Raw genomic sequence first — 20236 nt, 5'->3', positions numbered from 1 at the left:
CCACACAAGACAAGGCAACAGCATGCATCACAAGGCCCGCGCCGCCTCCCGAATACGGCGTACTCCCGTCCTCCTCACCGCTCTGCTGGGCGTGGTCGCCACGATGAGCGCGTCGCCCGCCCGTGCGGGCGAGGTACACCACAGCCTGGACTACGAGTGGCAGCCGGGATTCTCCCGGATCAGCATCGGCGACAAGACCGTCGTCCGGGATCTCGGCCCCGCCGGCAAGGTCTCCGTGACCGACAAGGTCTTCCGGGACGGCACCGGCCGGGAAGTGTCCCTGCGCGGCTGGAACGCCTCCGGTGAGACGAAGACCGCCGAGGCGGGCTTCAAGCCGTTCAAGACCACCGAGGAGGCCGCGGCCGCCTTCCAGCAGATGCGCAACCTCACGGGAACCAACGTCGTCCGCTTCCTGATCTCCTGGGAGGGCGTCAACCCGAAGCCGGGCGTCATCGACCACGACTACCTGGACAAGGTCGCCGCACAGATCAAGGAGGCCACCGGTCGCGGACTGTACGTCCTGCTGGACTGGCACCAGGATCTGTACTCCCGGCACCTGTGGCACAAGGACTCCTGGTTCACGGGAAACGGCGCGCCGCGGTGGGCGGTGCCCGGGGGAAAGGAGTACTGCGGGGTCGTGTGTCCGCACTGGGCGATGAACCTGCAGACCAACGATCTGATCCGGAGTGCCTACCGCAGCTTCTGGAAGAACTCTCCTGTCAAGGACCTCGGCGGCCCGGCCGGGCCGCTCCCCGCGGGCACCCCGGTGGAGCAGACGCGGGTCCAGGACGCCTTCGTGTGGCAGGTGTCCCAGGCGCTGGAGTACCTCGGGTCCCAACTGCACGCCGAGGATCGTGATCACTTCCTCGGCGTGGACCCGTTCAACGAGCCGGCCGACGGCGGTGTCGTCGGCAGCGACTGGTCGAAGTTCGACAACGACTTCCTGTGGCCGTTCTACAAGCGGGTCCGCAAGGTCATGGACGACACCGGATTCAGCACCCAGCAGGTCTTCGCCGAACCTCTGGTCTTCTGGAACTCCCAGGCCGGCGTCTTCGCCCCGGCGACCGGCGGTCACTACCTCAAGCAGAAGCCCGGCCCCGGCTTCGTCTTCAACAGCCACTTCTACGACTCCGGCCGCATGGGGCCGAATCCCGACGGGGTCGACAACAACACCTACCTGCCCCAGCTTCAGGACGTCCGCAACGAGGCCCGGTATCTGGGCATTCCGATGTTCCTCTCCGAGTACGGGATGTGGCTCAACGGCATCGGCGCCAAGGACACCGACCGGATCATCAAGGCCACTTATCAGGGCATGGAACAGAGCGACCAGTGGAAGGCCGCCAACGGCCCGAACCGCATCGACCCGTACACCCCGCTGATCTCCGGTACCCAGTGGCACTGGGACATCTACCACGACAAGCACCACGAGATCATGAACGGCAATCCGGACAAGGTCATCACCAAGGGCGACGGCTGGAACGACGAGAACTTCTCCGTCGTGAACAAGGGCAGCGGACCGGTGTCGTTCACCATCGACCCGGCCAGCGCCGAGCGGGTCTACCCCCGTGCCGTGCAGGGCGACCTGATGAACTTCACCTACAACGACATGGCGAAGGACGGCTGGCAGGCCCCGCTCGACTGGTACGGAATCGCTCCGCAGGGCACCGACGCCCACTACTTCAAGGGCAAGAGGTTCGCCCTCGTCACCTGGCGGAGCCGGCACTCCAGCGCCCCGACCGAAATCACTCTGCCGCCGCAGTTCCACCCCGCGTCGACTGCGGTGATCACCGAGAAGACCACCCGGTTCGGCTTCGGTGTGCAGGACGAGACGCCCGGGAATCTCCCGGACGAGGTGATGATCACGCAGGACTCCGGAACGGATGCCTCGACCGCACGAGGCCACCGGCTCATGGTCTGGGACGACCCGGAAACCGGCGAGACCGACGACACCTGGCACTACGCGGTCGTCGTCGCCGACCCGAGCGCGAGCGACAAGGCCGACCTGACCCGCATCCAGTCGCAGCTCAACCAGAGCATCGTCCGGGACCACAAGAATCCCGTCGAGCTGCTCGGCAAGCTCGATCACTGACGAACGGTCCGCCGGAGCAGGCGCCCGGCCGGGACCTCCGGACCGGGCGCAAGTCCTGCCTGCCGTTCCGTGCCCCGGCCCGTGAGCCCCGCACCGCGGCTCACCACTCCTCCGTGACGTAGGCGAGGAGTGCGGTACCGAGACCTGCCGTGCTCCTCGCCGGCCCCCCTGCTCAGGAGACGTACATGTCAACTGTGCCGCGCCCGCGCTCTGCCCTCCGGCCCCTGTTCCGCGGTCGGCACGCCGAACACGAGCGAGGGCGTCCCTAGGCGGGCGGGCGGACGCTGCGACGCCGGACGTCGGTCGTGCCGCCGAGTTCGTCCAGCAACTGGGCCAGCAGAGCGCGGTGTTCGGCCAGCCGATCCGCGCCGAACCGGGCGGCCAGGCGTTCATCGACGGCGCTCCGGGCGCGTCGCGCCGCGGCGACCGCTGCGCGCCCGTGGGCGGTCAGCGCCACACGGCGGGCGCGGGCATCCTGCGGATCGGCGACCCGCTCGACGTACCCGAGGCGTTCCAGTTCGACGACGGCCTTGGAGGCGCCCTGCTGGGTCATGTCCAGTTTGGCGGCCAGTTCCCCGACGGTGGGCCGGGCGTCGTCGACGAGGTGCTGGAAGACGTAGCCGTGCGAGAAGCGGAGATCGCCGAAGCCCTGTTCGGCGAGCTGCTCCTGAACCAGCTGGGAGGAGGCGAAGCCGACGAAGAGCGCGAGGCTGCCGGTGTCCAGATCGTCGCTGGCAAGGGCATGTGAGGAAGGTTCGGGCACAGCGCCATTGTGTATTCGACAACTCTGGTTGCGCAAATGTGGTTGTGCTAATGGGGAGGGGGGGCGGCGGGTCGGCCGATTGCCACGAGGGTGAAGCGGCACCTGCCGCCGGAGGCTCCCGGCTGTGGCCCGTGGGGCCGCGACGGGTGGGCGGGGATGCGTGCGAAGCGGGCAACGGCGGCTCCGCGTCAAGCGGTTCGTCCGCGCCGAACGCAAGGGCGGGGAAGGGCGGGAGCGTCTTGTCAGGGGCATTCGATAGTGGTTGAGTGGCTGAGCCACTAACCACTGGGTGAGGTCTTCGGCGAGCGGCGGTGTGTGCGTCGGACCCCCGGTACACGGATCAATCGGAGGCAGAAGCGATGGGTGGCCGGTCGACGGAATTCAGGGAAACCATGAGGGGCTCGGTGCGACTTGCAGGAGAATCCGCCGGGCGACGGATGCGGTTCGACCTCGCGGTGCGCACCGACCGGATGTTGCTGCCGCATCGCACGACGGAAGGCCGGATCAAAGGGCGGGTGCGGATCGAGGGCCTCGCCGTGGACGTGCCGGTGTGCGGGGAGATGGAGATATCGCCCCTCGCCCGGCGCCGCATTCGCTACCGCATGCGGTTCACCGTGAGGGGACGCCACTACACGCTCGACGGCTGGAAATCCGTCTCCCCCCGACGACCGCTGGCCTCCTTGACGGTCCTTCCGTTCGTCCTGCTCGACGGCGGGCAGGAGGCCGGACACGGTCAGCTGCGGTTCGAAGTGGCGCGCTCCCTGGTGCCGTTCGTGACGAGCTTCCGATGGCCCCGCCTGAGCGATGAACCGGCCTCCCTGCACGCCCGCCGCTGGGAGGGTGAGCCCGGCCGGACCGAGGTCTGGTACACGACCGTGACGGACCCGGTGACCGGTACCGGCCTGTGGCTGCACCACGAACTGACCGCACCCTCCGACGGATCGTCCGCCTACGCGCACGGATGGGTCGGGCTCTTCCCGCCGGACGCACCCCCGCAACACGCCCGGTTCGGACCGGATCCGGTGGCGCCATCGGCAGGACCCGTACCGCAGTCCTTCGCGGCCGAAAGGGTCGAAGCCGGCCCGGACAGGCTGCGGGGCACGGCAGGGGCGTTCGCCTGGGACCTCACCAGGCACTCCCGAAGCGCCGCGCTGTACACCTTTCCCCGCTGGGCCTGGCGGCGCGGGCTGCTTCCCGCCGCCCACCTCGTCAGCGCACCGTCCGCCACCTACACCGGCAGCGTCACGCACGAGGGACGACGGCTGCCCCTCGAAGCGGCACCGGGCGCCGACGCCCGGATCTACGGCGAGGGCAACGCCCTGCGATGGGCCTGGCTGCACGCGGACCTCGGAGCGGGGGACATTCTGGAAATAGTGGCCGCGGTCTCGAAGAAGGCGGGACTGCGCAGGCTGCCGCCGACCGTGTTCCTCCGGCTGCGCAGGAATGGGGGCACCTGGCCGCGGACGGCGGAGCGCAGCGCCGTCGGCTGGCTGGGGGCCGGCCGTTTCCGCGCCCGGATCGGACTGCCGTCGTGGACGGTCACCGGGCGGTCCGGCCTGCATCGCATCCGGGTCCGGGTGACCCAGCCGGTGGACCGGACCCTGGCCCTTGAGTACACCGACCCCGACGGCAGCACGGCGGTGTGCCGCAACAGCGAGACGTCGGACGCACGAATCGAGTGGGAGCGCTGGTGGGGCCGTTGGCGCACCGAAGCCACGTGGAGCCTGAGCGGCACCGCGCACGCCGAAGTGGGGGAGCGATGAGCCGCGCACTGGAGGGCTTGGTCGCCACGTTGCTGGCGGAGGACGAGCACTCGCCCTGGGCGGCTTCGGTGCCTGCGCGGCTCACGACCCTGCTCGGCAGGATGCCGGTCGCGGCGCGTGCGGCGGTCCACGGCGCCGCATCGGCCGTCGATGCCTACGCCGCCCTGCGGACCGGCCGCCGGCTCGGCGAACTGCTGCCCGCCGAGCGGGAGGACCTGCTCGCCGCGATCAGTCGGCGGCCCGGACTGCTGGCGCAGTTCGACGTGCTGAAGATGCCGGTACTCCTGGCCGCGGGCACGGCACGCATGCTCCACCAGACCCCTGCCGCCGACTCCGCCGCCACGACACCGGAGGACCCGCCGCTGGACTGCGTGCCTTCGGGCGCGTGGCCGGACCGCTCGACCGCCGACGCCGTGGTGGTCGGGTCAGGTGCCGGCGGGGCGATGGCCGCGCGCACGCTCGCCCAGGCCGGCTTGCGGGTGCTCGTGCTGGAGGAGGGGCGGCAGCACACCACCGCGGAATTCGCCCGGCGGGTGCCCCTCGACAGGTTCGGGGAGTTGTACCGCGACGGAGGGGCCACCTTCGCCGTCGGGAATCCGCCTGTACTGATTCCCGTGGGGCGCGCAGTGGGCGGCACCACCGTCGTCAACTCCGGGACGTGCTTCCGCACACCCGACCATGTACTGGCCCGCTGGCGCGACGTCTACGGACTGGGCATCGCTGACACGGCCGCGTTCGGCGCCTGCCTCGATGACGTGGAACGCACCCTGAGGGTGACGACCCCACCCGTCGACCTCCTGGGCCGAAACGGCCGTACCGCCCTGCGCGGCGCCGAGCGCCTCGGGTGGCAGGCAGCGCCGCTGCGGCGCAACGCGACCGGCTGCAAGGGCTCGTGCCAATGCGTGGTCGGCTGCCCGACCGGCGCCAAGCAGAGCGTCCAGCTCTCCGTGCTCCCCGACGCGTGCCGGGCCGGCGCCCGGATCGTCACCGGGGCCAGGGCGCTGCGCATCCTGACGGAGCCGGATCGTCCGGGCGGGCCGCGAGCCTGCGGTGTGGTCGTCCGGCGGACGGACGGCAGCGAATGCGAGATCCTCGCCCCGCTGGTGGTGGTGGCGGCAGGTGCGATGCAGTCCCCGCCCCTGCTGTGGCGATCCGGACTCGCCCGCCATCCGCGGCTGGGACGGAATCTGGCGATCCACCCCGCAACCAGCGTCGCCGGTCGGTTTCCGGAGCCCGTCGAGTCATGGCGGGGGGTGCTCCAGAGCGTCGGCGTGGAGGAACTGCACAGCGACGGGATCCTCATCGAGGCGACCGGAGGGCCGCCGGGCATGAGCTCGTTCATCCTCCCCGGCCTCGGACGAGAACTCCGCGCGGAGTTGGCGGACGCGGGCTCTCTGGCGACCCTCGGCGCGATGGTCGCCGACCGCCCCTCCGGACGGGTGGGCGGCCGCGGACTGATCCGGTACGCACTCCACCCGCGTGACGGGGACCGCCTGCTGAGGGCGGTCCGCGCCATGGGACGGCTGCTGTTCGCCGCGGGCGCGGAGGAGGTCCTCACGGGCGTCACCACCGCCCCGCGGGCCCGGTCCGCGGACGAACTCGACGAGACGGTGCGCACGCTCTCCGCCCGGCAGCTTCACCTCTCCGCCTTCCATCCCACCGGAACGGTCGCGATCGGCACCGACGCGCAGGTATGCCCCGCGGACGAGGACGGTTGGCTCCGAGGGATCTCCGGCGTGCTCATCGCAGACGGGTCCGCCCTGCCCAGCTGCCCGGAGGTGAATCCCCAACTCTCCATCATGGCCACAGCCCTCGCCGTGAGCCGCAAGGCACTGCTCAAGGTGGGTGCCACCTGACCGGCGAGCCGAAGACCGCCCGCCGGTCCCGCCTGGCAGGGGCCCGGCGGGACCGGCCTGCCGATCAGCGTGAGGTCTCCAGGGAACGGAGCATCTGCTTCTCCGTGGCCCGCAGATAGCGCTCCGCTGCGCGCTCGGCGTCCTCCGGCCGGCCGTCGCGCACCGCCTCCACGAGCGGGGCGAGTCGCGCGGCGGCCTCGGCGGGCTGCTCGAAGGGCGCACGCAGGGCGAGCCGCACGGGCAGATAGGCATTGAACAAGGTGTTGGTGAGCAGCAGATAGACCCTGTTGCCGGTGGCCCGGGCGAGTTCCCGGTGCACTTCGACGTCGGCGAGCTGCGCGGCGTCACCGTCCGCCGCCTCGGCCACTGTCGCCAGCAGTGCGGACAGCCGTCGCCCCTGGGCAGCGGTGCGCCGAGCGGCGGCGCGCCGGGCGATGAGGGTGCCGATGTGCCGGCGGGCCTCGAAGACTTCCGCGAGCCAGGTGCTGTCCCGCGCCACCAGCATCGGCAGCAGCTCGGCGCCGCCTACCTTCAGGACGTCCCGGACCTTGGTGCCGATGCCGTGCCGGGTACGCAGCATGCCGGCCTGTTCCAAGCGGGTGAGGGCGTGCTTGAGCGTCGTACGGGTGACGCCGTATCGCGCGGCGAGATCGCGTTCCGGGGGGAGCAGCGCCCCCGGCTGGTGTGCACCGTCCAGGATGTCGTCGCGCAGTCGCGCTTCCAGCAGGTCGACCACCGACTGACGTGCGAGGGTCTCGTCAGGCATGGGGAAGTCTCCAGGAGTCCGGTGGCTGAATCAGTGGCTCAGCCACTGGGATTCCGTAGTGAAGCAATGACGCAGCGGCCCGTCAACTCCGCCCGCTGACCGCTCCCGTCGGCACCGGCGGCGGTGCCGTTCTGCTCGTGGCCACTCATGCACCCGCCCACCTCTCGATGAAGGCCGCCGCGTCTGCGGCGGGCCTTCATCGAGAGGTGGGCGGGTGCGCCGGAAACCCCTCTCAGGTCTTGGGGATGAATACGTTGCTCAGCCCGAGGGAGATGTTGCCGCCGGCGCCGGAGTACGTCAGGCCGGCGTCGCCGGAGCTCTGCGCCCTGGCGATGGCAGCGTGGCTGACCGAGTACACCTGGTCCAGCTCATCCGTCTCATCGGTCCACCACGTCTCCGGAATGGCGTCCATGATGGTGTTGGCGAGAGGGATGCCGGTCGTGCCGTAGCCGGTGACCGTCAGCAGCGCGTCGACGATCGCCTTGGTGAGGTCCCGGTAGTTGGTCCCGTCGTCTTCCTCCAGGAACACCAGGTCGGCGGAGTCGTAGCCGAAGTGGCTCCAGTCGATCAGGTTCTGGTTGGGGTGGTAGGCGACGCCCGTCGAGTCGAGGTAGGGCATCTGCAGGGTCGGCTCGGCGAACGCCTTGTCGTTCTTGTCCCAGCCGCCGACGACGGCGAACGCCTCGGCGCCGCCCTTCCAGAACGGCTCCTCGTTGCTCTGGAGCAACGAGACGTCGTTGATGCGGGTGACGTCCTTGCCCTGCGAGGGGTCGGTTGCCTTGGCCGTGGCGGTGCCGGACGCGTCTGCCGCCGGCACCTCGCGGCCGGCCGGCCGGGGGAGCGGCGCCGTGCGTGAGGCGGCCCGGGCCGCGGCCGCGGTCCGCGGTTTCAGGGCGGAGTGGCCGCCGCTGGAGTCGGCACCCGCCTGCGGCCAGGCGGCCTTGAAGCCCTCGCTCATCACCTTCGTGCCGGCAGCCACGATCCGGTCGCCGTCGGTCCCCACGATCAGCACCGGGACGTCGGCGGGCGCCGTGGCTCCGAGCTTCACCGCGGTGCCGTCGGGCCGGTACGCGGTCAGTGAACCGGCCCGACGGTCGGAGGGCTCCGCGGCGATCAGCGGCTGCACGCCCTTGGCCAGTGCGGCGCGCGCCTGGGGGTTGGCCAGCCGTACCTGCAGGACGTTGCCGGTCGAGGCGGGCAGTCCCTTGGCCGCGAGGATCGCGTTGTTGGAGGACTTCACCGACGCGCGGAAGTTGCTGGTCGACCGGACCGGCAGTCGATCGAGTCCCACCTCGTCCGCCGAGGCCGACAGGCCCGACATCGCCTCCTCGACCTGGCCGGCGGCGTACGCCTCCCGCAGGCTCCGCGCCGCCGCCTGTTTCGCGTCCTGCACGGCGTCCGCCCGCGTGGGCTGTGCCCCGGACGGCGCGGTACGTGCGCCGGGCTGTGCCCACGCCCCCGCAGCTCCGCTCACCAGGCACACGGACGACGCGGCCACTGCCACCGCCGTCCTGATCAGTCCAGACCGGTACATGGTTTTCTCTCCATTGCTCGCGGCGGCGCGTTCGGATGCCGCGTCCGCCTCGGTCCACGATTCGGCGCGGCAGCGGGACGGTCACCACCTTGTGGGCCGTGACCGTCCCGGACGCACACCCACACCGCGTTCCGCACCGAGGTCTCATTAAGGCCACGAGGGGGACACCTGTCATGGGTATCTGTTACTCAACTACGGCTCACTGCAAGAGAATTGAAGCGACATTGCGCATCCTCGGCCGGAGACGCGCATGATCGCTGCAGGAGTCTGGTCACTGCGCCCCAAGCCCCCTATGTTCGCTTCAGATCAACGCGTCATGGACGCAACGGCCCGTGCTGCGCAGGCACTTCTCCGCCTCCCGCGGGTTACCCCCTACCACTCCCGGTCCCTCGGACCACACCATCGGAAGGCATCCCCACATGCCCCTGTCTCCACGTCGACGCCCCCACAGTGCCCTGCGCACAGCGCTGCTCACCGCCCTCGCCACCGTCACCGCCACCGCGACGCTCCTGACCCTCCCACCGCCCGCGCAGGCCGCGGCGTCCGGGCACGGCATCTCCGCCGCGGCCGGTGCCGAAGAGGTCCCCGGGATGGACGTGAGCCGCCACCAGGGCACGGTCGACTGGCAGGGCGCCTGGGACGACGGAGCCCGCTGGGCCTACGTCAAGGCGACCGAAGGAGCCACCTTCCAGAGCCCCACCTTCCCGGAGCAATTCCAGGGCGCCCACGATGCCGACATGATCCGCGGCGCGTACCACTTCGCCCGTCCGGACACCTCCGGCGCGGCGGAGCAGGCCACACACTTCGTCGACCACGGCGGGAACTGGACGGCGGACGGCAACACGCTGCCACCGGCTCTCGACCTGGAACACAACCCGTACGGCCCGGACGCCTGCTACGGCAGGGGGCAGGCCGACATGGTGTCCTGGATAAGAGAGTTCAGCGACACGGTGAAGGCCCGCACCGGACGCGCCCCCGTCCTCTACACCACCAGCGACTGGTGGACCCGATGCACCGGAGGCGACACCAGCTTCGGCGCGACCAACCCGCTGTGGGTCGCCCGGTATGCCGCGTCCCCCGGCACCCTCCCGGCCGGCTGGTCGGCTCACACCTTCTGGCAGTTTGCCGACTCCGGTACGTTCCCCGGCGACCAAGACCTCTTCCACGGTTCCTACGACGAGCTGAAGGCCTTCGCCCAGGGGTGACGACACCCCCGGCGCGAGTGGTCGGCCAACTCCGCCGTCGGACGGCGGCGGAGTACTGGACCGACGAGCAGGCGTCCCCGTAAGGGAAGTTCAACGAGGAGCCGACCCGGCCGGCCGGATCCGGGGCGGTCTTCGACCTCCGCGCCAACGCGCTGCGCCCAGAGGGCTGGACCTCGGCGGACGCGGCAGGTCTGCCGATCCTGCCGGGACTCGTGCGCTGTGACGAGGTGGCAGCCGGGGAGATCGACCACGCCCTGCGGATCACCGTGCCCCGGTCGGACACCTGGCATCTCTGGCCGGCCCGCCACGACGCCGGATCCGCGACCGGCGACAGCCTGCCGCCGAGGGGCCTCCGGCTGCGCTTGAAAGCTCTGTGTACACCGCAGCCCTGCCGCCGCAGGCACGCGTTATCGCCAAGGCGCTCCAGCGCTACGGCGCCTTCGTCGCGGACAACGGTTCGAGCTGGTTCGTCTCCGGCGACGAGGACGAGCGGTGGGACAACGATCAGTTGAACGCGCTCAAGCAGCTGCGCGGCGACGACTTCGAAGCCGTCGGCGAAGCTTCCCTCAAGGTCGGCGACAGCTCGGGCGCCGCCCGCTGATCCATCCGAAACCGCCTGGTGATCCGGGTCGGAGATTCGTTGCTGGTGGGGTGTGTGTCGTCCGGGGCCGAACGCCACCCACCGGCCGACCAGGTCCACGGCGGTGGCCACGGGCATGTCCTGGTCCGCCGTCACGCGGATCTCGGCCCGGGGTGGCCCCGCTGTTGGCGGGAGTAGACGACGACGGGTCCGGATCTCCAACAGGCGGGAGGTCCGGACCCGTTCGGCATGCGGCCCATTGCGCGTCGCCGCCCGCTGGTGTGCGTGGACGGCCGTGATCCGCTGTGCAAGGTCGGAGCGGAGCTCCGCCCGCTCCATGCAGGGGTACCTGACTGAGGGGCGCACTTTGCTGCACGTTTTGTGGGCTTCGGACGGCGACGAGGTCACCATGGGTCAGTACGACAGCATCCGTTTCGCGGTGCTGGACGAGTTCCGCTCTGCCTCTAGGTTCTGGCCGACGGAGGGGCGTGTGCCTCGCCGGCCGCTCGGGCCTGGGTGACGATCTCTTGCAGAGCCGAGATGTGGCTCTCCAGGACTTGTTGTCCGGCCGGTGCAAGGTTGACCCAGGTGCGGCCCCGATTCCCGACGTATCCGCGCCGAACCGCTACGTATCCGTGGTCGCTCAGCTTCGCGACCTGTTTCGACAACGCCGAGTCGGACAGGCCGACCGTGTCGCGGACGAAGGCGAACTCCGCCCACCGCGCCGTGCTCAGCAGGGACAGGATCGACAGCCGCGTCGGATCGACCAGAAGAGGGTCGAGGGACGTCGCGGCCACTACACCCCCCGCTTCGCGGTCAGCTTGAACAGCCACATCCGAAAGCGCGCATCGAGCGGAGCCAGGGCGGTGATCACCCCAATCAGAAGCAGCATGCCCATCGTGTGCCAGTAGGGCACGTGGTCGTCCAGGTATGCCGTGTGGGGGCTGATGCTGAAGTAGCCGATGGCCATCAGTAGAGCGACCACGGTGAGCACTCCCAGGACGTAGGCAGGAGGTCGGTTGCGGACCCCGGCAGTGCCGTAGCCGAGCAGAGCTGCTCCGCGCGGAGTTCTGGAAACGATCCCGTGTGTCCAGGTCGCGGCGGCCACCGCCAGGACGGGGATCGAACCGGGGTCGTTGAACACGTCGTAACAGGTGCCGAACGCCAGCCCTGCCACGCCGAACGCCACCTTCACCCGCATTGGCTCCCGGCGCCCCGTCAATGCCGCACCCTGATGCTCTCGTGCCCCCTGCAATGCGAGAGCGGCCTGCTCCGGACTCGGTCGATCGGTCATTCGAGCTCCTTGTTTTCCGTACGAGCAATCCCTTGCCTGACGAGAAAGTTACTGGCCTCTTTCCTTCTGGGCAAGTACTTTCCTGGAGGGGAAGTGTGATCACCCCCTGACCGCTTCGGCGCGTCCGTCGCACCCCGCAGGCTTCCGGTACACGAGCGCCACGGACGTGCCGCGGAGCAGTCGACGGCCACCGGAGCCGGACCGCGAGGTGCAGGCGTTGACCAGGGCACCCGCACCGAGTTGGGAGGAACGCGCGAGCATCGTGCGTCGCTTCCCTGTGCCTTTGGTCTTTCCTCGCAGGGCCGCGGCGTTCGATGACGCACACCCGGGCACGGTCTGCGATCCGCTCGCACCACGCGTACGGACTGCTGCCCCTAAGGCCGACTTCCCAGCCTGGATGTTGAGCACGACCGTGTCCTGAGCAATGCCTACTCGGGCAGGCCGCGGACGGCTCGGTAGCGTTCAGGGGAGAGGCACTCGGGAAAGCCGATTGCTGTCGGCACAGGGAGCAGTGGACCGACCGAGAGGATGCATGAGCACAACATCTGGTCGGGAGCGGGAGCGGGAGCGGGAGCGGGAGACGGCGTGCGCAGGACGACCGTCCCTCGGCCTGCCGTCACTGAACGCGCCACCCGACGCCGCGAAAGACTGCTGCTCGCGCTGCTCCTTGCGGTCTCCTGCCGTGTCGGTTGGGTTGTGGGCCCCGTCACCGAACCCCCGCTGGAGCCTTGGCCGCGATGGGCGCTGTGTTCTGCGGACGCCGCTGGATGGACCGGTACCGGTGATCCACTGCGCCCCGGAGCGGCGCGCCGGACCTTGCCGAGGGTTACCGCCACCACGGCGCTTCGGAGTCTCCCGTTGCCCGCGCAGGCGGCGGCGTCCGGCCACGGGCACCGCAACCACGGCCGAGACCGAACAGGCCCCGGAGTGGACGTGAGCCGCTACCAGGGCACCGTCGATCGTAAGGACACATGGGCCGACGGAGCGCGATGAGCCCGTGTCAAGGTCACCGAGCGGACTACGTTCGAGAGCTCGCCTTCCCGGTGCAGTTCGGGGGCCTACGACGCCAGCCGGATCCGTGGCGCGAACCATCTCGTCCGTCCGTACGCCTTTGCGTCCGCGGCCCGCCCGGAAACCCCACCGATGATTGAGTAAAGATCACTTCCCCCGGAGCGCCAGGACGGTGATCTATCACGCACCTGGCAGGCCCGTGTGAGCAGGAGCGGTAGGTTCACGCGATGGCTTCCAGGATGCGGCGGTGGTCGCCCACCGCCGCACCCGCACCGGATCGGCCGGCATCAACAGCTCGATCCGATGCCGCATCGCATTACTGATCGTTGCTCGGACAGCCACATCCGAGCAACTGACCACCCCCCAACTGATACGCACTGGCTGCGCTGCGGCGACTCTTTGTCGTCTCCCGGTGTCTGGACTGTCAGTCGTCAGGCCTGGTGACCTATGACCGGGATCCGGACATGACCGGTGTCGTGCGGGTCGGCACCCGAGCCAACCTCTGTACTGCGGTTCGTTTTGCTGTCGAAGTGGAGCAGTTCCCAGAGTGTGCGTCCCTGCACGGTCTCCACTTCTTCGCTCCCGTCGGCCGCCGCACGCTGCAGAGTCACCTCACCGAGGAACCGGTGGTAGGCACCAGCCGTTCCGAAGTTCAGCAGGAAGGCGTCCTGGTCGCGCTGGAAGGTGATCGTGAACGTGGAATCGTCCCCGGCACACCGGTACTCGAGGCGATCGGCCACCTGGACCTTGCTGTCGTCGTGGACGAAGACCTCCTTCTCGGTGCAGCCAACGGCGTCCGCGCCGACCGCGGAGGCGATGATCCGGCCTGACTTGGCCACCAGCACGGCGGGAAGAACTGCCTTGTCGTAGCGTTCGTGGCCGGCGAACATCAACGTGACGACCGTGTACTCGCCCAGCCGGGCGCGGCCCCAGTACCAGTGATCGAGCACCTTGCGAGGAGCGATGTTTCCCCAGTTGTGGTCGTGATAGCCGGAGCCGGTGAGCTCTTGGGTTTCGCCGTCAATGGTCAGCCTCGCCTCGACCTTGCCGTGGGCGACGACGGGCAGCCACGCGATGTAGTGCTCCTCGTCAGGGCCGAAGAAGGCGTGCCCGGTCTCCGGCCGCCAGGGCGGTACCTGCGCGGTGAGGGTGAGATCAACGACGGTGTCCTCGATCTCGACATGAATGGTGTAGCCGTCGGGGCCGGAGCGGAAGGTGTGGGGGCCGATCACCACGTCGCACTCTTCCCGTGAAGCGGTGAAGTCCGCGGGTTCCCCGGTGTATTGCCTGTCGGTCCGGGAACCGTCCGGGCGGGTCAGCGTCAGCAGGACGAACGGAGTGAGCGGTGCCCGGGGGGAGACGAACGGCGGCTTGGTGTGGAATTCGACGGTCAGGGTGGAGCCGTCGGCGAGATGGGCGTCGCAGTACCACCACTCGAACGTTCCCTGTGCGGGGTCCGTGCGTAGTCCGTCCTCCCATGGCTGGATGACGTCAGGTGTGAGGTTCAGCCGCTGGTAGTGGCGCGGCAGGCTGCCGATGACGGCGTGCATGACGGGTTCCTTCGGTGAGGGTGAGGTGGGGTTCAGGCGCCGGTGTAGACCGGAGTGCGACGCTCGATCAGGGCGCTGATCCCTTCGGTGGCGTCGGCAGTCGCGAAGAGCCGGGGGCCCACCTCACCGCGCAGGCTGGCGGCGGACGCGGCGATCGGTCCGCGAAGGGCCGCGCGGGCATCGGCGAGAGTGGCCTGGACGGCCAGCGGTGCCTGTTGCGCGATGCGGTGGGCGAGTGCCGTCGCACGGTCGAACTGTTCGCCGGGGTCGACGACTTCCTGGACGACGCCCATACGCCACGCTTCTTGAGCGTCGAACCGGTCGCCGGTGAGCAGGTAGCGCATGGCGTTGCCCCAGCCGGCACGGCGCGGCAGCCTGACCGTGGCACCGCCCAGGGCAACGATGCCGCGGGTGACCTCCTGCTGGCCGAAGAGGGTGTCGGCCGCGGCGACGCACAGATCGGCGTTGAGCACGAGTTCCAGACCTGCCGTGAAACAGCGCCCGTGAACGGCGACCACGACGGGCTTCGTGGCCGGCTCCCCGTACATGCCCCAGGGGTCGCGACCGGTGTCCGGGATGAGTCCCTCGCCGCCGGTCGCCAGGCGTGGGGCGAGCGAGGCCAGGTCGAGTCCGCCGGTGAAATGAGGGCCATTGCTGCGGACGACTGCCACTCGCAGGGTGGGGTCGTCGGACAGCCGGGCGTAGGCATGAGACAGACCCTCGATCATGTCGGCGTCTATCGCGTTGGCCTTCTCCGGCCGGTTGAGGGTGATCGTGAGCACCGCGCCTTCCTGGCCGACGAGCACCTTCTCGGTGGGGGCGGCTGCGGTGGGAGTGGGGTTTCTTGTCGAGGACATGGGCTTACCGTAGGAAGGGCAACGGCAGCGATTGCGACGTCGGACGGAGCTCTTGCGACATGCATATCGGAGTGGTGGCGCTCCCCGGTTGCTGGGACTCGGGGCTGACCACCGTCCTGGATGTCCTGCGGACGGCGAACGCCGCCCGCCGGCAGGTCGACCGGGAGATCCCCGCCATCACCGCGGTGACGGTTGCTCCCGGGTGCGACCCGGTGCCGACCGCGGGGGGACTGCTCGTACCGGTCGCCCGCACCCTGGACGACTGTGTGGCCACGACCGACCTGGACCTGCTGCTGGTACCCGCGCTCGCCGCGGAGAGCCCCGCCACGATGGTGGATGCTCTGATGCGCACCGAAGTACGGGCGCTGCGCACGGCCTTGCTCGACTGGTCCGCCGACGGTCGTGAACTCGCCGCGGCGTGCACGGGCACCTTTGTTCTTGCCGAGGCCGGGCTGCTCGACGACCGGCAGGCCACGACGAGCTGGTGGCTGTGGGATCTCTTCCGCCGACGCTATCCCCGGGTCGGACTGGACGTGTCCCGCATGGTGGTCCGGGACGGCACTGTCGCCACCGCCGGTGCGGCTTTCGCCCATATCGATCTGGCCATGAGCCTGGTGGCGAGGGTCAGTCCGCAGCTCGCCCACGTCACGGCGACTGCCTTGCTCATCGACGAGCGTCCCGCGGGCAGCGTCACCTCGGTCACCGGGCACCTCGCCGAGAACGACCAGTTGGTCAATGACTTCGAGAGCTGGGTACGGTCCCATCTCCAGCACGACATCGCAGTGGTGGACGCCGCGCTCGCCCTCGGCACCACCCGCCGGACTCTCGAGCGGCGGGTGCGGGAGCGCCTCAGCACCACCCCGTACGGCTTGGTGCGCAGGCTGCGGGCCGAGCGGGCCGGTCACCTGCGTCGGACGACCGATCTCACGATGACGGACATCGCCCGGTTGGTCGGATACCGCAACGCCTCTTCGCTCCGAGCCCTGCTCAGGGCGGAGTCCGAGAGCCCGGACGGTGTGTGACGGGCCGGCGACGTCGCATCCGTGCCCCGCCACCGGGCTCTGCGGCGATCGTCATGCCCCACCCGCTTTTGTCCCCTTCCGCCGACCGACGGCACCCTGCCGCCGCTGTGGACGTTCAGCGCAGCACCAAAAGGACGGCCAACGCGATCAGCAGGGAGTCGATCCGGTCCAACAGGCCTCCGGAGCCGGGCAGCCAGCGGCCGGCGTCCTTGCTCTGCGTGCCCCGTTTGACCATCGATTCGAAGAGGTCGCCGACCGGACCGCCGACCGCCACCGCCGTCGCCATCGGCAGGCTCCACGCGGACAGTACGGCGAGCACGCCCACACCGGTCGCGGCCCCCGCCAGGGTTCCGCTCCACCGCTTGGCCGGGGAGAGCGGTGACAGTCGTGGCCCTCCCAGGCGCCGGCCCGCGAAGTACGCCACGATGTCCGCGACCGAAACCGCCACGAAGAGAGCGAGCGCGTCGGCCCCGAGCGGCACCAGAGCGGCCAGCAACCCGACCCAGCCGAGCCCCAACAGCCCGGCACCGACCCGGCGCAATCCCTGTTCGGCGTCGCCGGCCAGCAGGGGCACCGCGGCGACCGCGAGTGCCCCGGCGCCGACCACCCTGGGCAGCTGCCCCGGCATCAGCCAGGCAGCCAGGACCACGCAGACCACCGCCGTGGCCAGCACGGCCCGGTCCGGCCGGCCAAGCCGCAGCAGCGCGCAGAATTCTACCGTCGCCACCACGCCCGCTGCCGCGGCAAGGGCCGCGGCGCCCGGGCGGCCCAGCCAGAACGCACCGGTGACCAGCGGCACACCAACCACCCAGGCGCACCACCGGATCCACAGCTCGCGCTTTCGGGACGTGAGCACCGCGATGCCGCCGAGCAGGAGACCCCCACCCAGGAAGGGCGCCAGGCGGGCCACGGTTGTCACCGGCCGCCCCCGGCGTCCGACCCGCCCCACGGCGGTGTCCAGGGCATGCGACCCGGAGGCCGCAGCGCATCGAGTGAGTCTGCGTACACGGCCACGATGCGCGCGTTCTCATCGGTGTCCCTGACGGCGATCCGGACGCAGCGCCCTTCATAACCGGGCGAGAGCGGCGACAGGTCCCGCAGGTAGACGTCGCGCCGGCGGCATTCGTGGACCAGCTGGGCGGCGCTCGGCCCGGAGCGGGGCAGGGTCACGGTGAGGTGGTTGGCCACGGACTCGTCGATCACGGCCGAGGCGTCCGCACCGGCCAGGTCGGCGGCCAGTCGGCGGCGCAAGGTGTGCGTGCGGTCCCAGCAGCCGGCGTAGTAGGCGGGGTCGCGCAGCGCCGCCACCGCAGCCATCTGCGCCGGCAGGCTGACGGCCCAGGGAGGTGTCCAGCGGCGCAGGTGAGCCGCCGTGTCCGGTTCGGCCACCAGGAAGGCGGCCCGCACCCCGGACAGCGCGTACATCTTTGAGAGCGAACTGCAGACCACCACCCGTGGGTCGGCGGTAGCCACCTCGGCCAGTGACTCCGCCATGTCGACGTAGCCCAGGTATGCCTCGTCGATCCACCACCGGGTGCTGCCCGGGGTTGCCGCGATCACCCGTCGCAGGTCCGCCGCCGGCAGGTGCCTTCCGGTGGGGTTGTTCGGGTTGACCACTACCACCAGGTCGTAGGTGCCGGCACGGGTGCACGCGGCGAGCCGGTCCGGATCGATGTGCCAGCCGTCTTCCCGGCGCAACCGGAAGCGGTCCACCCGGCACCCGATCACGTCCTCGGTGACATGCGCGTACTCGCCGTAGCCCGGGTCGATGAGCAGCACTCTGCTCCGGGGGGTCAGCCACCGGCCGAATGCCCGGAAGATGAGATCGGACGAGCCTGCGCCCACCGCGAGCGTCTCTGCCGGGAGGGAGCGGGCCGTAGAGACCTCGGCCAGCAGCCCTTCGGCGCCGGTGGGCGGAGAGGTCCGCGACATCCACGCCAGGTCTTCCGCGAGCAGGGCCCGGACACCGGGGGCCGGCGGGAACCAGGCATCCAGGACGTCTGCCGCCACGATCTTGTGGCGCCGGCCCAGATCACGGAAGTCCGCGCCGATGGCGGTGAAGGAGGCGCCGCCGTGCTCGCAACCATCCGGCCGCGGAGCGAACGCCGCGTCCAGATGCCAGTCCACATCGCTCCCCATGCGTCGCACCGTGGGGCCGTAACGGTCCAGAGTGGCCCTCGTCAGGTCTTTCACGGTGCCGGTCAGCACCTCGAAGGTCACCGCGCCGCACCGCACGGTGTGACCGGTCGGCTGAAGGCCGGCGGCCGTATACATGGTGAGGAGCTGGGTGCGGCCCATGGCCACCACCCGGCGGCCACCCCGGGCGGCGATCCAGCGCAGTGCCGCGTACATCAGCAGCGGCGCCGCCATGGTGTTCCGCCGGTGCGGCTCGACGGTGAGGAGACGAACCTCGAACAGGTCCTCCTCGGCCAGCAGCGGCAACTCTTCGCGGGTCAGGTACTTCTCCAGCGCGTACCGGCCCACCCAGGGCGGGGTGATGCTGACACAGCCGATCCGGTCCTCGCCGCGCGCCACGACGAGGTAGACGTTCTCCCCGTCCAGCCCGTCGCGCAGCCGTCCTTCCGGAACCGGGGCATGCTGGCCGAGTTCCTGCGCGTACACCCGGTGCCGCACCTCGTGGATCCAGTCGGCATCCTCCGGAGTGGCAGCACGCAGCTGCAGAGCACGTTCCACAAGCAACCTTTCGATGTGACGGGCGGCGGCCGCGCCGGATCCGGGGACGGCGTGAAGGATGGTCCGCCCTCGCCGCCCGGCCATGGTGCGGCACACCGCTCGGCCGCGCCTGAGTAGCGGTACTCAGACGTGGGCCGCCAGCCCGCGCGTCACGAAGGCGTGGGCCGGTACCGGCTACCGCCCCAAGGCCATCGACCACGGAGCCACCCTCGGCATCGACGTCGAGATCGCCCCCCGTCACCCGACCAGAAGGGATTCAAGGTCAACTCGCGGCGCTGGGTCGTCGAGCGGACCTTCGGCCGACTCATGCACCACTGCCGCCTCGCCCGCGATGACGAGAACCACCCCCCCCGCATCGCTCCGAAGTCATGATCCGCCTTGCGGTGATCGACGAGCTGACGTCGACGATTCCCCTGAGCCAGATCCCACCTGAGGCGATGGCTCCGCGAGCGCGGCATCACTCATCGCCGAGTCGGAGGCAACAGACGAGGGTTGCGGCTGTGCCGACGAAGGCGAGGAACTACTGCTCGGCCTTGCGTTCGTAGCGTGGAGGACCAAGTAGGTGGTGCATCAGCCGCCGCCACTGCCTCGCCGATCAACTGAGCGCGCCCGCCGGGGAAGTGGTGGTGGACCGAACCGCGGGGCGCGCCGCTGTGCGCGAGCACCCGGTCGATGCTGGTCGCGCCGGCGCCGTACTCGCGCAACAGGGCCGCCGTGACGAGAACCATCCGATCACGGCTGTCGCTCCTGCGTGGACTCATGAGCCCACCGCCCCGGCAATCCGAGGGGCAGACAGCCACACGGGGTGCGAAAGAGTCGTCGGACATGCCGCTGTGCCTCCCTGACGTCGGCGAGCAGACGCTCCGATCACGGAGCTACCGATCGGTAACTTATGGTGCGTGGAGAACATGCAAGAGTCCGGGCCTCGCCGGTAGAGCTACCGAACGCCGGTGGTGCAGCGCCCCGACGCCCAATGTGCCGCAGGGCGACCGCGCGACCGCTCCGCCAGGCGGACTCCAGTCCGCCGGAGCGGGGCCCTGCCGCCGCCGGGGGCGGAGCCCTGCCCGGCGGAATGCGGATATCGACCGGAGCCGGGAGGTATTCCAGCCCCGGATCATCCCAAGGACCCGCATTTTCCCGGCGGTTGAGCAGCAAGTACTCAGCTCCAACGGGACGGCATCGGCGAAGATTCCGTAAAGCGGCTGACATTGCACGTGAGGTGCTCTGCGGACGCTTCAAGAACAGAAGGTCT

The 20236-nt window shown here is 70.0% G+C and carries 16 protein-coding genes and 1 pseudogene; 6 read left to right on the top strand and 11 right to left on the bottom strand.

Features of this window, described 5'->3' with window-relative positions; translation table 11 throughout:
* Positions 1-22 precede the first annotated feature (22 nt).
* On the top strand, positions 23-2089 hold the full coding sequence (locus ACF088_RS15485) for a cellulase family glycosylhydrolase (protein WP_392376282.1): 2067 nt from the start codon (positions 23-25) through the stop codon (positions 2087-2089).
* 265 nt (positions 2090-2354) lie between these two features.
* Here ACF088_RS15485 and ACF088_RS15480 read toward each other — a convergent pair whose 3' ends face one another.
* Positions 2355-2852, bottom strand: coding sequence for a MarR family winged helix-turn-helix transcriptional regulator (locus ACF088_RS15480; protein ID WP_392376281.1), 498 nt, complete (start codon positions 2850-2852; stop codon positions 2355-2357).
* 404 nt (positions 2853-3256) lie between these two features.
* On the opposite strand from ACF088_RS15480, the gene ACF088_RS15475 reads away from it, so the two are divergent.
* Together ACF088_RS15475 and ACF088_RS15470 are read left to right on the top strand one after the other, a co-directional pair.
* Entirely contained in the window at positions 3257-4615 is a 1359-nt protein-coding gene (locus tag ACF088_RS15475; protein WP_392376280.1) for a hypothetical protein, read from the top strand.
* Positions 4612-6471: a GMC family oxidoreductase N-terminal domain-containing protein gene (locus ACF088_RS15470; protein ID WP_392376279.1), complete on the top strand. Its 1860-nt coding sequence runs from the start codon at positions 4612-4614 to the stop codon at positions 6469-6471. The genes ACF088_RS15475 and ACF088_RS15470 overlap by 4 nt, the downstream gene beginning before the upstream one ends.
* A 64-nt stretch (positions 6472-6535) precedes the next feature.
* Here the strand turns inward: ACF088_RS15470 and ACF088_RS15465 are convergent, their stop codons facing one another.
* Together ACF088_RS15465 and ACF088_RS15460 are read right to left on the bottom strand one after the other, a co-directional pair.
* Positions 6536-7237: a FadR/GntR family transcriptional regulator gene (locus ACF088_RS15465; protein ID WP_392376278.1), complete on the bottom strand. Its 702-nt coding sequence runs from the start codon at positions 7235-7237 to the stop codon at positions 6536-6538.
* A 232-nt stretch (positions 7238-7469) separates the two neighbouring features.
* Positions 7470-8771, bottom strand: coding sequence for a DUF3103 family protein (locus ACF088_RS15460; protein ID WP_392376277.1), 1302 nt, complete (start codon positions 8769-8771; stop codon positions 7470-7472).
* Positions 8772-9190: 419 nt separating this feature from the next.
* On the opposite strand from ACF088_RS15460, the gene ACF088_RS15455 reads away from it, so the two are divergent.
* Positions 9191-9976 (top strand): lysozyme, encoded by a 786-nt coding sequence (locus tag ACF088_RS15455; protein WP_392376276.1) that lies wholly within the window; start codon positions 9191-9193, stop codon positions 9974-9976.
* Between the two features lie 373 nt (positions 9977-10349).
* Positions 10350-10577: a hypothetical protein gene (locus tag ACF088_RS15450; protein WP_392376275.1), complete on the top strand. Its 228-nt coding sequence runs from the start codon at positions 10350-10352 to the stop codon at positions 10575-10577.
* Between the two features lie 443 nt (positions 10578-11020).
* Here ACF088_RS15450 and ACF088_RS15445 read toward each other — a convergent pair whose 3' ends face one another.
* From ACF088_RS15445 to ACF088_RS15425, 5 genes and pseudogenes are all read right to left on the bottom strand, one after another.
* Positions 11021-11353, bottom strand: coding sequence for a winged helix-turn-helix domain-containing protein (locus ACF088_RS15445; RefSeq protein ID WP_392376274.1), 333 nt, complete (start codon positions 11351-11353; stop codon positions 11021-11023).
* The gene (locus ACF088_RS15440) at positions 11353-11850 is read right to left on the bottom strand and encodes a hypothetical protein (protein ID WP_392376273.1); all 498 of its coding nucleotides are present in this window, start codon (positions 11848-11850) and stop codon (positions 11353-11355) included. The genes ACF088_RS15445 and ACF088_RS15440 overlap by 1 nt, the downstream gene beginning before the upstream one ends.
* A 1234-nt stretch (positions 11851-13084) precedes the next feature.
* Positions 13085-13203: pseudogene (locus tag ACF088_RS15435) on the bottom strand (IS5/IS1182 family transposase); the annotation flags it as partial.
* A gap of 89 nt (positions 13204-13292) precedes the next feature.
* Positions 13293-14411 (bottom strand): lipocalin-like domain-containing protein, encoded by a 1119-nt coding sequence (locus tag ACF088_RS15430; RefSeq protein WP_392376272.1) that lies wholly within the window; start codon positions 14409-14411, stop codon positions 13293-13295.
* 32 nt (positions 14412-14443) lie between these two features.
* On the bottom strand, positions 14444-15268 hold the full coding sequence (locus ACF088_RS15425; RefSeq protein WP_392376271.1) for a crotonase/enoyl-CoA hydratase family protein: 825 nt from the start codon (positions 15266-15268) through the stop codon (positions 14444-14446).
* 59 nt (positions 15269-15327) lie between these two features.
* Between ACF088_RS15425 and ACF088_RS15420 the strand changes: the two genes are divergently transcribed.
* Positions 15328-16290, top strand: a complete 963-nt coding sequence (locus ACF088_RS15420; protein ID WP_392376270.1) for a GlxA family transcriptional regulator — start codon at positions 15328-15330, stop codon at positions 16288-16290.
* Positions 16291-16405: 115 nt separating this feature from the next.
* Here ACF088_RS15420 and ACF088_RS15415 read toward each other — a convergent pair whose 3' ends face one another.
* The 3 genes from ACF088_RS15415 to ACF088_RS15405 all read right to left on the bottom strand — a co-directional run bounded on the left by ACF088_RS15415 (position 16406) and on the right by ACF088_RS15405 (position 19712).
* The gene (locus ACF088_RS15415; protein ID WP_392376269.1) at positions 16406-17209 is read right to left on the bottom strand and encodes a phosphatidate cytidylyltransferase; all 804 of its coding nucleotides are present in this window, start codon (positions 17207-17209) and stop codon (positions 16406-16408) included.
* Complete coding sequence (locus ACF088_RS15410) at positions 17206-18984, bottom strand: aminotransferase class I/II-fold pyridoxal phosphate-dependent enzyme (protein ID WP_392376268.1); 1779 nt, start codon at positions 18982-18984, stop codon at positions 17206-17208. Before ACF088_RS15410 ends, ACF088_RS15415 begins: the two co-directional genes overlap by 4 nt.
* 461 nt (positions 18985-19445) lie before the next feature.
* Complete coding sequence (locus ACF088_RS15405) at positions 19446-19712, bottom strand: TetR/AcrR family transcriptional regulator (RefSeq protein ID WP_392376267.1); 267 nt, start codon at positions 19710-19712, stop codon at positions 19446-19448.
* Positions 19713-20236: the final 524 nt, after the last annotated feature.

Source organism: Streptomyces sp. NPDC015125, assembly GCF_043080045.1.
Taxonomy (GTDB): Bacteria; Actinomycetota; Actinomycetes; order Streptomycetales; family Streptomycetaceae; genus Streptomyces.
Note: the sequence above shows the minus strand (reverse complement) of the source record. Positions and strands in the feature narration are given on the sequence as shown.